Source organism: Cyanobium sp. Copco_Reservoir_LC18, assembly GCF_009834675.1.
GTDB lineage: Bacteria > Cyanobacteriota > Cyanobacteriia > PCC-6307 > Cyanobiaceae > Cyanobium > Cyanobium minutissimum.
In genome coordinates this window covers 157,959-170,727 of record NZ_ASAC01000014.1, presented here as the reverse complement: position 1 = coordinate 170,727, position 12,769 = coordinate 157,959, and the positions used below count along the sequence as shown (strand labels likewise).

10 protein-coding genes and 1 pseudogene are annotated in these 12,769 nt (G+C 71.1%); 7 read left to right on the top strand and 4 right to left on the bottom strand.

Features of this window, described 5'->3' with window-relative positions; genetic code table 11:
• The first annotated feature begins 40 nt into the window (after positions 1–40).
• From L107_RS08340 to L107_RS08315, 6 genes and pseudogenes are all read left to right on the top strand, one after another.
• The gene (locus tag L107_RS08340; protein WP_015109897.1) at positions 41–772 is read left to right on the top strand and encodes a DUF502 domain-containing protein; all 732 of its coding nucleotides are present in this window, start codon (positions 41–43) and stop codon (positions 770–772) included.
• Positions 772–1,398 carry a transcription antitermination factor NusB gene (gene nusB / locus L107_RS08335; protein ID WP_094586340.1) on the top strand — a complete coding sequence of 209 codons (627 nt, stop codon included), beginning with the start codon at positions 772–774 and terminating at the stop codon, positions 1,396–1,398. Before L107_RS08340 ends, nusB begins: the two co-directional genes overlap by 1 nt.
• A gap of 11 nt (positions 1,399–1,409) precedes the next feature.
• Positions 1,410–2,930: a signal recognition particle-docking protein FtsY gene (ftsY, locus tag L107_RS08330; RefSeq protein ID WP_159817812.1), complete on the top strand. Its 1,521-nt coding sequence runs from the start codon at positions 1,410–1,412 to the stop codon at positions 2,928–2,930.
• 39 nt (positions 2,931–2,969) lie between these two features.
• Entirely contained in the window at positions 2,970–4,403 is a 1,434-nt protein-coding gene (locus L107_RS08325) for a GAF domain-containing SpoIIE family protein phosphatase (protein ID WP_159817810.1), read from the top strand.
• A gap of 64 nt (positions 4,404–4,467) precedes the next feature.
• Positions 4,468–5,841, top strand: a pseudogene (gene argH, locus L107_RS08320) (argininosuccinate lyase); the annotation flags it as partial.
• A 93-nt stretch (positions 5,842–5,934) separates the two neighbouring features.
• Complete coding sequence (locus L107_RS08315) at positions 5,935–6,459, top strand: RNA-binding protein (RefSeq protein WP_159817808.1); 525 nt, start codon at positions 5,935–5,937, stop codon at positions 6,457–6,459.
• Between the two features lie 28 nt (positions 6,460–6,487).
• On the opposite strand, the gene dusA is transcribed toward L107_RS08315, so the two are convergent.
• A complete protein-coding gene (gene dusA, locus L107_RS08310) occupies positions 6,488–7,510 on the bottom strand; it encodes a tRNA dihydrouridine(20/20a) synthase DusA (RefSeq protein ID WP_159817806.1) in 1,023 nt (340 codons plus the stop codon).
• A gap of 6 nt (positions 7,511–7,516) precedes the next feature.
• Between dusA and L107_RS08305 the strand changes: the two genes are divergently transcribed.
• Positions 7,517–8,818, top strand: a complete 1,302-nt coding sequence (locus L107_RS08305) for an aminoacetone oxidase family FAD-binding enzyme (protein ID WP_159817804.1) — start codon at positions 7,517–7,519, stop codon at positions 8,816–8,818.
• A gap of 3 nt (positions 8,819–8,821) precedes the next feature.
• Here L107_RS08305 and L107_RS08300 read toward each other — a convergent pair whose 3' ends face one another.
• Genes L107_RS08300 through L107_RS08290 form a run of 3 tightly spaced genes read right to left on the bottom strand, consistent with a single transcriptional unit; the run spans position 8,822 to position 12,758 of the window.
• Positions 8,822–10,072 (bottom strand): type II secretion system F family protein, encoded by a 1,251-nt coding sequence (locus tag L107_RS08300; RefSeq protein ID WP_159817802.1) that lies wholly within the window; start codon positions 10,070–10,072, stop codon positions 8,822–8,824.
• Between the two features lie 8 nt (positions 10,073–10,080).
• Complete coding sequence (locus L107_RS08295; protein ID WP_159817800.1) at positions 10,081–11,160, bottom strand: type IV pilus twitching motility protein PilT; 1,080 nt, start codon at positions 11,158–11,160, stop codon at positions 10,081–10,083.
• 5 nt (positions 11,161–11,165) lie between these two features.
• Positions 11,166–12,758, bottom strand: coding sequence for a GspE/PulE family protein (locus L107_RS08290; protein ID WP_370515444.1), 1,593 nt, complete (start codon positions 12,756–12,758; stop codon positions 11,166–11,168).
• Positions 12,759–12,769 lie beyond the last annotated feature (11 nt).

Here is a 12,769-nt window from a genome sequence, read left to right as displayed (position 1 = left end):
ATCGTTACCGTTAGGGTTTCGCCCCTCCGGACCCCATCCATTGGTCCCATCCAGTAGTCCCAGTTCCGATCAGCCCCTGGGCAACCGGCTGCAGCAGGATCTCAAGAACGATCTGATCGCCGGCCTGCTGGTGGTCATTCCGCTGGCCACCACGATCTGGCTCGCCACCACGGTGAGCCGCTTCGTTCTGGCCTTCCTGACGTCGATCCCCAAGCAGTTCAACCCGTTCAACACCCTCAACCCCCTCCTCCAGGACCTGATCAACCTGGGGGTGGGTCTGCTGGTGCCGCTCCTGGGCATCCTGCTGATCGGTCTGATGGCCCGCAACATCGTCGGCCGCTGGCTGCTGGAGTTCGGTGAGGGCACCCTGCTGCGGATCCCCCTGGCGGGCTCCGTCTACAAGACCCTCAAGCAGCTGCTGGAAACCTTCCTTCAGGGCAATTCGGCCCGCTTCCGGCGGGTGGTGCTGGTGGAGTACCCCCGCGAGGGGCTCTATGCCGTCGGCTTCGTCACCGGGGTGCTGGGCACGGCCATCCAGGCCGATTTCGGCGAGACCATGCTCAGCGTCTTCATTCCCACCGCCCCCAACCCCACCACCGGCTGGTATGCGGTGGTGCCCGAGCGCCTGGTCAAGGACATCGAGCTGAGCGTCGAGGATGCCTTCCGCACGATCATCTCCGCCGGCATCGTCAGCCCCGACGAACGGGAACCCACCTCCAACCGCAGCTTCGCCAGCCTCCTGGCCCAGCTGCGCGCCCCCCAACCCTCCTGATGCAGAGTCGCACCCTTGCCCGTGAACTGGCCCTGCTGATGCTGGGTCAGGTCAGCGACCGCGGCAGCGGCGCCGAGGCCCCCTCCGGCTCCTTCGATCTTCTGCTGCAGCAGGCCGTCACCAGCCTCAGCCAGCACGTGCGCGAGGCCCTCGACCGTTCCGCCGAGGATCTCCAGCAGGCCCAGCAGCGGCTGCTCGACAGCGAGCTGCAGGACCAGGGGGAGAAGCAGCTGCCGACGGTGCGGCGCCACCTGCAGGAGGGCCTCACCCACGCCGAGCACGCCCTCAACCGCCTCTCCGCCAGCTTGGAGCTGCCGCGCCTGCTGCTGCTGGCCGACCAGGAGGCGGTGCAGCGCGACGCCATCGGCCGGATCCGGGCGGTGCTGCGCGACCGCGAAGCCCTCGACGGCCGCATCGATGCGGTGATGGAGGGCTGGCGCCTCACCCGCCTGCCCCGGGTCGACCGGGACATCCTGCGGCTGGCGGTGGTGGATCTGGAGGATTTCGGCACCCCCGCGGCCGTGGCTTGCAATGAGGCGGTGGAGCTGGCCAACCGCTACAGCGACGAGCAGGGGCGGCGCATGATCAACGGTGTGCTGCGGCGCTTCACCGCCGCCCGGGTCTGACCAGGAACGCGATGGTCTTCGATTGGTTCAAACGGGCCCTGGCCCAACCCGCCCCGACGCCGGAGCCCGAGCCCGCCCCGGCGCCCCTGCCGGAGCCGGAGCCCGAGTCCCCCGCCGAGGCGGAGGCCGCGCCCGCTGCTGCCGATGCCGCCGCGCCGGCTGCTGCCGCAGCCCCTGCCGCCCCCGCCGGCCCGGGGGTCGATGAGGACGCCCTGGCCTGGGCCCGCCAGGCCTATGCCCGGCTGAAGGCCCAGCAGGAGGCCGCCAGCCAGGCCGCGCCGCCCGCTCCGGCCCCTGCCCCCACACCGGCACCGGCCGCCGAGGCACCACCCGCTCCTGAAGCCGCTCCCGAACCGCCGCCGGCCCCCGCACCCGCCGCCCCGTCCGTGGCGAGCGGCCTCTCGCTGCTGGAGCAGGCCGCGGCCCAGCGCCGGCAGCGCCTCCAGGAGATCACCGCCCCCGCCGAGCCCGCCGCGGCGACCCCCGCAGCCGCGGACGCCGATGCCGCCGACCCCAGCCTCGGCGCCTTCGATGACACCTTCACCTGGTCGGCGGAGGTGCTGGCGGCCCAGGGGCGCAGCGTCGAAGACGTGTCGCTGGAGGAGATCGACTGGCTGGGCCGGCTGCGGCGCGGCCTTGAGAAGACCCGCAAGGGTTTCGTCACCCAGCTGCTGGAGAACCTCGGCGACGACCCCCTCACCCCGGCGGTGCTCGACGACCTCGAGTCCACCCTGCTGCGCGCCGACGTGGGCGTGAAGGCCACCGACCAGGTGCTGGAAGCCCTGCGCCGCCGCCTCAACGAGGAGGTGGTCGACCCGGCCGAGGGGCTGCGCTTCCTGAAGGAGCAGCTGGTCGGCCTGCTGGAGGAGCCGATCCGGGCCGGCGGCACCCCCCTGCTGGCCCCCCAGCGCGACCGGCTCAACGTCTGGCTGCTGGTCGGTGTCAACGGCGTCGGCAAGACCACCACCCTCGGCAAGCTGGCCAACCTGGCGGTGCGCAGCGGCTACAGCTGCCTGATCGCCGCCGCCGACACCTTCCGGGCCGCGGCGGTCCAGCAGGTGAGCGTCTGGGGGGAGCGCAGCGGCGTGCCCGTGGTGGCCAACCCCAGCGCCAACGCCGACCCGGCGGCCGTCGTCTTCGATGCCATCGGCGCCGCCCGCTCCAAGGGCACCGAGCTGGTGCTGGTGGACACGGCCGGCCGTCTGCAGACCAAGCACAACCTGATGGAGGAGCTGGGCAAGGTGCGGCGCACGATCACCAGGCTGGCGCCGGAGGCGGCGGTGGAATCGCTGCTGGTGCTCGATGCCAGCCAGGGCCAGAACGGCCTGCGCCAGGCGATGGCCTTCGCCAGTGCCGCCGGCCTCACCGGGGTGGTGCTCACCAAGCTGGACGGCAGCGCCCGCGGCGGCGTCGCCCTGGCGGTGGCCTCCGAGGCGGGTCTGCCGATCCGCTTCATCGGGGCCGGCGAGGGCATCCGCGACCTGCGGCCCTTCAACAGCTTCGAGTTCGTCGAGGCGCTGCTGGCCTCCTGAGGCCCTGCTCGCCTCCTGAAGCCGCCTGCCGCTGCTACCTTGCGTGTCCTTTGCGGCCGCTCGGTGAGCAGCACGCCGCCCCCGCAGCCCCATCCCACCCCCACCACGGCGTCCCGTCCCGGTCAGGGGCTGTCCGTCGCGGCCTCGCTGCGCCAGCTGCTCGACAGCCTCGGCCGGGAGCAGCGCCGCAACCTGGAGCTGCTGGCGTCCCTCTCCTTCGCCCTGCGCAGCTACACCAACCTCAAGCGCTTCCTTGAGCTGGTGCCCCTGGTGGCCGCGCGCCTGGTGGAAGGGGAGGGCAGCCTGCTCGTGGTGTTCCACGCCGATGGCCGCCTCTGGCGCGAGCAGCTCCAGGCCACGCCCGGTGAGCGCAGCGCCGAGGTGCTGCGCCAGCTGGCGGCCCTGCCCGATGGGCAGCTCCAGAGCCAGGAGGGCGACGAGGCCGTCGCGGTGCTGCTCGACCCCCTGATCCAGCGCCTGCTCGGCGCCCACCAGGTGTTCGCCACCTCCGTGGTGGCCCGCAGCCGCCAGCGGGGCCGGCTGTACGTGTTCAGCGACCGGCGCGGCTTCAGCTGGAGCGACGTGCGTCGCCGCCACCTGCAGCTGGTGGCCGACCTCACCGGTGTGGCCCTCGAGAACGAGGTGCTGCAGCAGGACCGGCGCCGCCATGAGCGGCTCGACCGCCAGCTGAGCATCGGCGCCGAGGTCCAGTCCCAGCTGCTGCCCGACCACTGCCCCGTGATCGACGGCGTCGAGCTGGCGGCCCTCTGCCGCCCCGCCTTCCAGGTGGGCGGCGACTACTACGACTTCATCCCCACCCAGCCCCAGCTCAGCGGCCACCGGCGCGAACAGGCCCCCTGGGCGCTGGTGATGGGGGATGTGATGGGCAAGGGGGTGCCGGCGGGCCTGCTGATGACCCTGCTGCGGGGCATGCTGCGGGCCGAGGTGCTCAGCGGACTGCCGCCCGACCGCATCCTCCACGACCTCAACCAGCTGGCCCAGGAGGACCTGGCCCACTCGCACCGCTTCGTCACCCTCTTCTATTCCGACTACGACCCCCGCACCCGCCTGCTGCGCTACGCCAACGCCGCCCACAACCCGCCCCTGGTCTGGCGGCGCCACTCGGGCCGGGTGGAGCGGCTCGACACCCCCGGCCTGCTGATCGGGCTGCAGAGCGAGGCCGAGTATGGCTGCGGCGAGCTGCAGCTGGAGCCCGGCGACGTGATCCTCTATTACACCGATGGCGTCACCGAGGCCAGCGGCTTCAGCGGCGAGCGCTTCGATGAGGAGCGGCTGGTGAAGGCCTTCCAGGGCGCCTGCCGGGCCGTCCACGACGCCCAGGCGATCCTGGACCGGCTGTTCGAACGCCTCGACCGTTTCGTCGGCAGCGACCGCCGGCTCGAGGACGACGCCTCGATGGTGGTGCTGAAGGTGCGGGACGGGGTGGTGCTGCCCACCCTGCCCGCCACCTGAGACGAATGGCAAGCTGAGGGGCTGAGCGGAATGCCCTGATGGTCGCCGACCCCCCCCCCCCCCCTGGAGCGATCGCTTCGAGCAGGGTCTGCATCCGGCGATCGAGCGGTTCAACGCCTCGATCGGTTTCGACATCGCCCTGCTCCAGGAGGATCTCGACGGCTCCATCGCCCACGCCCGCATGCTGGGCCGCTGCGGGGTGATCAGCGAGCCGGAGGCGGAGCGCCTGATCGAGGGGCTCGAGGCGATCCGCGCCGAGGCGGCCGCCGGGCAGTTCACCCCGGGCCTGGAGGCGGAGGACGTGCATTTCGCCGTGGAACGGCGTCTGATCGAGCTGCTCGGCCCCCTGGGCAAGAAGCTGCACACCGGCCGCAGCCGCAACGACCAGGTGGGCACCGACCTGCGCCTCTGGCTGCGGCGCCGCATCGATGCCATCGACACCGCCCTGGTGCGCTTCGAGCGGGCCCTGCTGGTGCGGGCCGAGGCCCACCCCGACACCCTGATCCCCGGCTACACCCACCTGCAGCGGGCCCAGCCGGTCTGCCTGGCCCACCACCTGCTCGCCTACGTCGAGATGGCCGAGCGCGACCGCCAGCGCCTGGCCGACGTGCGCCGCCGCGTCAACATCTGCCCCCTCGGGGCGGCCGCCCTGGCCGGGACGCCGGTGCCGATCGACCGCCGCCAGACCGCCGCCGAGCTGGGCTTCGAGGCGATCTACGCCAACAGCCTCGATGCGGTCAGCGACCGGGACTTCGCCGTCGAGACGATGGCGGCGCTGTCGTTGGTGATGGCCCATCTCAGCCGCCTGGCGGAGGAGGTGATCCTCTGGGCCAGCGAGGAGTTCGGCTTCGTGGGGCTCACCGACCGCTGCGCCACCGGCAGCAGCCTGATGCCCCAGAAGAAGAATCCCGATGTGCCCGAACTGGTGCGCGGCAAGAGCGGCCGGGTGTTCGGTCATCTGATGGGGCTGCTGACGATGATCAAGGGTCTGCCCCTCGCCTACAACAAGGACTTCCAGGAGGACAAGGAAGCCCTTTTTGACGGGGTGCGCACCTGCCTCGACTGCCTGGAGGCGATGGCCGTGCTGTTCGAGGAGGGGCTCGACTTCCGCCCCGCCCGGCTGGAGGCCGCCGTGGCCGCCGATTACTCCAATGCCACCGATGTGGCCGACTATCTGGTGGCCCGGGGTGTGCCGTTCCGGGAGGCCTACCAGCTGGTGGGCGGGCTGGTGAAGGCCTGCCTGCTGGAGCAGCGCCTGCTGGCCGATCTGCCCCTGGAGCGCTGGCAGCAGCTCCATCCCGCCTTCGAGGCGGACATCCATCAGGCGATCGCCCCGCGGCAGGTGGTGGCGGCCCGCCGCAGTGAGGGCGGCACGGGCTTCGAGCGGGTGGCCGAGCAGCTGGCTCTGGCACGGGAGCGCCTCGATCGCACCCCCTGAGCTTCTGCGGCGGGCGTTGGAATCGCGGGTCTACGTCTAATCTTGGGGGGTCTCGGGCGCCCGTGCGCCCCATCGGTTCCCCCTCATCGGTCAGTGAGTATTTTCGTCGGCAATCTTCCCTTCCGCGCCGAGCAGGAAGACGTGGCTGAACTGTTCGCGCCCTTCGGCGAAGTGGTCAACTGCTCCCTGCCGCTGGAGCGCGACACCGGCCGCAAGCGCGGCTTCGCCTTCATCGAGATGGCGGATGCCGACACCGAGACCAGGGCCATCGATGCCCTGCAGGGGGCCGAACTGATGGGCCGTCCCCTGCGCATCAACAAGGCCGAGCCCCGCAGCGGCGGTGGTGGCGGCGGTGGTCCGCGCCGCGGCGGCGGCTACGGCGGCGGTGGTGGTGGCTACGGAGGTGGCGGCTACGGCGGGGGTGGCGGCGGCTACGGCGCCGACCGCGGTTCCGGGGCCAGGGGCTGGGAGGACCGCAGCTACGGCGGCGGTGGCGCCGGTGGCGGCGGTGCCGCCCCCGATGCCTTCGAGGCGGGCCGCTCCCGCCGGCGCCGCAGCGGTGGTGGCGGTGGTGACTACGGCGGCGGCGGCGGCGACTACGGCGGCGCCGAGGTCTGAGGCGCGCCCGGCCGCGGGCTGAGCGACCTCACAGGCCCCGTTCCTCCAGCTGGCGGGCGGCGGCCTCCAGCACGGCGGGGCCGGCGTCCGCCTGGCCGGCCTCCCTGGTCAGCCAGCCGCGCCAGTGGCGGGCCCCGCTGACCCCCTCCACCACGTGCACCAGGTGCCGGGCGATCGGCCAGAGCCGTCCCCCCGAGGCGCACCAGCGTTCGGCATGGGGCAGCACCCCCCTCAGCACCGTCGAGGCCCGCGGCTCCCCGCCGCCGGCGTCCCCGAAGATCCGGCGGTCCACCGCCGCCCAGCGCAGGGGGTGGGCGTAGGCGGCCCGGCCCACCATCACCCCGTCCACCAGGGCCAGCTGCTCCTGGCAGGGGTCCAGGTCCTCCAGCCCCCCGTTCAGTTCGATCGTCAGCTGGGGCCGCTCCCGTTTGAGGCGGTGCACCAGGTCCCAGCGCAGGGGCGGCACGGTGCGGTTCTGTTTCGGGTCGAGGCCGTTCAGCCAGGCCTTGCGGGCGTGCACCGCGAAGCGGGCGGCGCCGGCCGCCGCCAGGCTGTCGACGAAGGCCAGCAGTTCCTCGTAGGAGTCCCGCTCGTCGATGCCGATGCGGTGCTTCACCGTCACCGGCAGGGGCGCGGCCGCCGCCATCGCCGCCACGCAGCGGGCCACCCGCTCCGGCTCCGCCATCAGGCAGGCCCCGAAGCGGCCCTGCTGCACCTTCTCGCTGGGACAACCCACGTTGAGGTTGATCTCGTCGTAGCCCCAGTCGGCCCCCATCCGGGCGGCCTCCGCCAGCAGCTCCGGGTCGTCGCCGCCGAGCTGCAGGGCCAGGGGGTGTTCGCCCGGGTCGAACCCCAGCAGCCGTTCCAGCCGCTGCTGCGTCTCCCCCATCCGGGAGGGGGAGCCGTCCTGGGCGATGTGGTGCAGGGCCCGGGCCACCACCATCTCGGAGTAGAGCAGGCAGTGCCGGCTGACCTGCCGCATCAGCACCCGGAAGTGCCGATCGGTGCAGTCCAGCATGGGCGCCACACTGAAGCGGTAGTTGTGCTCCATCGCCCCATGCTGCCCAGCCGTGCCTCCGTGGTGGTGGTGGGAGGGGGCCCGGCGGGCTTCATGGCCGCCATCGCCGCCGCCGAAGCGGCCGCCGGCCAGCTGGCCGGGGGGGTGCTGCTGCTGGAGTCCACCCCCGAGCCGCTGCACAAGGTGCTGATCAGCGGCGGCGGCCGCTGCAACGTCACCCACGCCTGCTGGGATCCGCGGCTGCTGGTGGACCACTACCCGCGCGGCGGCAAGGCCCTGCGCGGCCCCTTCTCCCGCTTCGCCCCCGGTGACACGGTGGCCTGGTTCCAGGCCCATGGCCTGCAGCTGGTGGAGGAACCCGACGGGCGCCTGTTCCCCCGCTCCAACCGTTCCGCCTCGGTGATCGACACCCTGCGCCGGGCCGCCGCCGCCGCCGGGGTGGCGGTGCACACGGCCGAGGCGGGCCAGACGGCGGAGGCCCTGCCCGGCGGCGGGTTCCGGCTGCGGCTGCGCTCGGGGGCCGAGCTGCTCGCCGATCGCCTCGTGCTGGCCACGGGCAGCCACCCCAGCGGCCACCGCATCGCCGCCGCCCTGGGCCATGGCCTGGTGGCGCCGGTGCCCTCCCTGTTCACCCTGACCCTGGCCGACCACCCCCTGGTGGACCTGGCCGGGGTGGCGATGGATCCGGTGCAGCTGGAGCTGCTGCTGACGCCCCTGGAGGACACCGCCAACGCTCCTGCGGCCGCTGCCGCCGCCAGGCCCCAGCGGCAGCGGGGGCCCGTGCTGATCACCCACTGGGGCCTCAGCGGGCCGGCCACCCTGCGGCTCACGGCCTTCGCCGCCCGGGCCCTGCGGGAGCGCCGCTACCGGGCCGATCTGCGGGTCGACTGGACCGGCGGCCGCAGGCCGGCGGAGCTCGAGGGCTGGTTCGCCGCGGCGCGCCGCGAACAGGCCCGGCGGCAGCTCGGCAACTGGCGGCCCTGGCCCGACCTCAGCCGCCGCCTCTGGCTGCACCTGCTGGCCCTGGCGGGACTGGACGCCAGCCTGCGCTGGGCCGATCTCCCCCGCCGCGGGGAGCAGGCCCTGGTCACGGCCCTGCGGGACAGCCGTTACCGGGTCTCCGGCCGCGGCCCCTTCGGCGAAGAGTTCGTCACCGCCGGCGGCATCCCCCTGGCGGAGGTCAACCTGGCCACGATGGAGAGCCGCCTGCGGCCCGGCCTGTTCCTGGTGGGGGAACTGCTGGACGTGGACGGGGTGACGGGTGGCTTCAACTTCCAGCACTGCTGGAGTTCGGGCTGGCTGGCGGGCCAGGCCCTGGCGGCTCAGCTCCCGGGCGCCTAGGGCTCAGCGCACGTGTTCGTAGATGGAGAACATCGGCAGATACATGGCCAGCAGCACCGAACCCACGATGATGCCCACCAGCACGATCATCGCCGGCTCCAGCATGGAGGTCATGGCCTTCACCATCGTGCTGACCTCGTCTTCGTAGAAGTCGGCCACCTTGGAGAGCATGGCGTCCATTTCGCCGGTTTCCTCGCCGATGGCGAGCATGTTGACGCACATCTCCGGAAACACGTTCTTCAGCCGCAGGGCCGCGCTGAGGGGCATGCCCTCGCTCACCTCATTCTTGGAGGAGATGATGGCATCGGAGATCACCGAATTGGTGGCCGTCTCCCTCACGATCTCCAGGGAAAGCAGGATCGGCACCCCCGCCTTGGAGAGGGAACTCAGGGTGCGGCAGAACTGGGCACTGGCCGATTTCTGCAGCAGTTCCCCGAACAGGGGCAGTTTCAGCAGCAGGCCGTCGATCTGGCGACGGCCCATCGGTGTGTTGTAGGTGGACACCACCCAGAAGGCGAAGCCCACCAGGGCCGCCAGCAGGATCAGGGCCCGCCAGGAGCGCAGGAACTCACTCAGATTCAGCATCATCTGGGTGAACAGGGGCAGTTCCGCCCCCAGCTGCTCGAAGACGCTCGAGAAGGTGGGGATCAGGAAGATCGTCATGCCCAGGAACACCGCGATGGCGATCACCAGCACCGTGACCGGGTAGCTCATGGCCCCCTTGATCTGGTTCTGGAGCTTGGCGTTGTCCTCCAGCAGCTTGGCCAAGCGCTTGAGGGTGTCGTCCAGGACGCCACCGGCCTCACCCGCCTCCACCAGGGCGATGCTGAGGTTGTCGAACACCTTCGGCCAGCGCCGCATGGCGTTGCCCAGGCTGTCGCCCTGGTTGACGTCCTGGGTCATGCCCGCCAGGGCCTGGCGCATCTTGTTGGAGCGCTGCTGGACCCGCATCAGGTCGAGGCTGCGCAGGATCGGCACGCCCGCATCCACCAGGGCGGAGAGCTTGTTGGCGAACAGGGCCTTGTCGCGGATGGTCACCGGGCCTTCGAGCAGGTCGGACAGGCCGCTGAAGGAGGAGGCCGCCTTCCTCGGGGCCGCCTGGGGGACCTTGGGGGTCTCCTTGCGCACCAGGGTGTTGGCCAGGATGCCGCGGCGGCGCAGTTCCCGCCGGGCGACCGAGGGGCTGTCGGCGTTCAGCGTCATCTCCCGGCGCTGGCCGGACTTGGTGGTGTAGGTGACGACGAAGGCGGTCATGGCGGGCCTCAGCGGTCGAGCAGCCGGAGGAGCTCCTCCGGCTTGGTGGTCTTGAGCAGGGCCTCCTCGCGGGTGACCCTGCCCTCCTCCACGAGGTTGGCGAGCGCCCGTTCGAGGGTCTGCATGCCCTGGCTGGCGCCGGTCTGGATCTGGGAATAGAGCTGGGAGCTCTTGCCTTCCCGGATCAGGTTGGCGATGGCGGGGGTGTTGATCATGATCTCCTGGGCCATCACCCGGCCGAAGGCGCCGTTGCCGGTGGGCTGGGCGCTCTTGCAGAGGGTCTGGGAGAAGACCGCCAGCAGGCTGCCGCTCAGCTGCACGCGGATCTGGGTCTGCTGGCCGGCCGGGAACACATCCACCATCCGGTCAACGGTCTGGCCGGCGGAGCTGGTGTGCAGGGTGCCGAAGACGAGGTGGCCGGTCTCGGCGGCGGTGATCGCCAGCTGGATGGTCTCCAGGTCGCGCAGTTCCCCCACCAGGATCACATCCGGATCTTCCCGCAGGGCCGCCCGCAGGGCGTTCGAGAAGCTGCGGGTGTCCTCATTCAGTTCGCGCTGGTGAATGATCGATTTGTCGTTCCTGTAGGTGAACTCGATCGGATCCTCGATGGTGAGAATGTGCTCCGAGCGGGAGGCGTTGATGTGCTCGATCAGCGCCGCCAGGGTGGTGGTCTTGCCGGAGCCCGTCGGTCCGGTGACCAGGACCAGCCCCTTGGGCTTGCTGCTGATCTCCTCGACGATGGGGGGCAGGCCGAGTTTCTCGAGGCTGGGGATGGAGTTGCCCAGCGCCCGCAGGCAGGCCGCGTAGGTGCCCCGCTGGCGGTACACGTTGATCCGGAACCGCGCCACGCCCTTGAGGCCGTAGGAACAGTCGAGTTCCCAGTTCTGCTCCAGGTTCTTGCGCTGGGCGTTGTTGAGCAGGGAGAAGATCAGTCGGTTGCAGCTCTCCTCGGTGAGCTGGGTGTCCTGGATGATGGGCCGCAGCTGGCCGCTGAAGCGGCCGTAGGGAGGATTGCCCGCGGACAGGTGCAGGTCGCTGCCTCCGGCCTTCACCAGTTCCTGCATCAGGTCTTCGATGAGGAGATCCATCCTGCTCAGCTCCGAACGCACAGACAGTAGGGACATTCCAACCATTCGTCCTCCAGCCCCGCCCCGCAGCTGCGGCAGGTGAGGGTGCTCAGGGCCCGGGCGCGCCGTTCCGATTCCAGGCCCGTGTCGGTGAGCAGCATGCGCTCCACCTCCTCGAGGGTGGTCAGCCCCTCCCGCACCAGATCGAGGCCGTAGCCGAGGAGCGTTTTCATACCGCTCTCCAGGGCCAGGCGCCGCAGCTCCTCGGTCGTCGCCCGCTTGGCCACGGCGGCGGAGAGGGTCTCGTTCATGCGCAGGATCTCGTAGACCCCCACCCGGCCCTTGTAGCCCCGCCCCTGGCAGGCGCTGCAGCAGCCCTCCGAGCCCGGCAGCACCGTGTTGGCCCGGTAGAAGGAGATGTCGGTCTCGTCGGAGGCCACCAGGCCGAAACGGGCCAGTTCGCTGTGGTTCGGGTGGTAGGGGATCCGGCACTCGCTGCACAGGCGGCGCAGCAGGCGCTGGGAGACGATCCCCAGCAGCGAGGCGCTGACCAGGAAGGGCTCCATGCCCATCTCGTCGAGCCGGGCGAAGGCGCTGGCGGCGTCGTTGCAGTGCAGGGTGGTGAGCACCAGGTGGCCGGTCAGGGCCGCCTCGATGGCGGTGCGGGCGGTCTCCAGGTCGCGGGTCTCCCCCACCAGCAGCACGTCCGGGTCCTGGCGCATGAAGGCGCGCAGCGCGGAGCTGAAGTCGTAGCCCTTCTCCCGGTTCACCTGGGTCTGGGTGATGCCCTGGAGGGTGTATTCGATCGGATCCTCGACCGTGGAGATGTTGATCGAGGGGTCGTTGCGCTCCGAGAGCAGGGCGTAGAGGGTGGTCGACTTGCCGGAACCCGTCGGCCCGGTGACCAGGATCATGCCGAAGGGTTTGGAGCCGATGTCCCGCAGGGTGGAGCGGGCTTCCTCGTCGGTGATCAGGGTGTCCAGACCCAGCTGGGTGGCGCCGCTGTCGAGCAGCCGCAGCACCACCTTCTCGCCGTAGCGGCCGGGCAGGGTGCTGACCCGGAAGTCCATGGTGCGGCCGCGGAAGTTGCGGCGGATCCGGCCGTCCTGGGGCATCCGCCGTTCGGCGATGTCCAGGTCGGCCATGATCTTGAAGCGGGAGGTGACCGCGGGAATCAGGGTTCGGGGCAGCTTGTCGATGCTGCGCAGCACACCGTCCTGGCGGAAGCGGACCAGCAGACCGTCCTCCTGGGGTTCCACGTGGATGTCGCTGGCGCCGCTGGTGAGCGACTCGATCAGGATCCGATCCACCAGGCTCATCACCGGCGAGATCCCCTCGCCCGAGCTGCTGGCTTCCAGGTCCTCGGTTTCCGGTGTGCTCGGCCCCTGGGGGGTGGCGGCCTGACCCAGGTCAAGGTCCCGGAAGAGGGAGGTGTGCTCCGCACCGGTGACCTGCGGGCGCTGGGTGAGACCTTCTGATGGCATCGACGGGAAGGATCGGAAGCGAAGCCTGGCTGGAGAGCCTTGAACTGGAGCCCTGGGGTGGAGCGTGGCTGAGGTGCGGGCTTCCACCGCTTGTGGAGAGGGCTCCTCAACCTTCAACATAACGGCATCTGACATCCCTGCCAGAA

What these genes read in the sequence shown, in the direction of transcription:
- nusB (WP_094586340.1), top strand. Translation starts at nt 772, where the DNA reads ATGCAGAGTCGCACCCTTGCCCGTGAACTGGCCCTGCTGATGCTGGGT.
- ftsY (WP_159817812.1), top strand. Translation starts at nt 1,410, where the DNA reads ATGGTCTTCGATTGGTTCAAACGGGCCCTGGCCCAACCCGCCCCGACG.
- dusA (WP_159817806.1), bottom strand. Translation starts at nt 7,510, where the DNA reads ATGGAGCACAACTACCGCTTCAGTGTGGCGCCCATGCTGGACTGCACC.
- L107_RS08305 (WP_159817804.1), top strand. Translation starts at nt 7,517, where the DNA reads ATGCTGCCCAGCCGTGCCTCCGTGGTGGTGGTGGGAGGGGGCCCGGCG.
- L107_RS08300 (WP_159817802.1), bottom strand. Translation starts at nt 10,072, where the DNA reads ATGACCGCCTTCGTCGTCACCTACACCACCAAGTCCGGCCAGCGCCGG.
- L107_RS08295 (WP_159817800.1), bottom strand. Translation starts at nt 11,160, where the DNA reads ATGGATCTCCTCATCGAAGACCTGATGCAGGAACTGGTGAAGGCCGGA.
- L107_RS08290 (WP_370515444.1), bottom strand. Translation starts at nt 12,758, where the DNA reads ATGTCAGATGCCGTTATGTTGAAGGTTGAGGAGCCCTCTCCACAAGCG.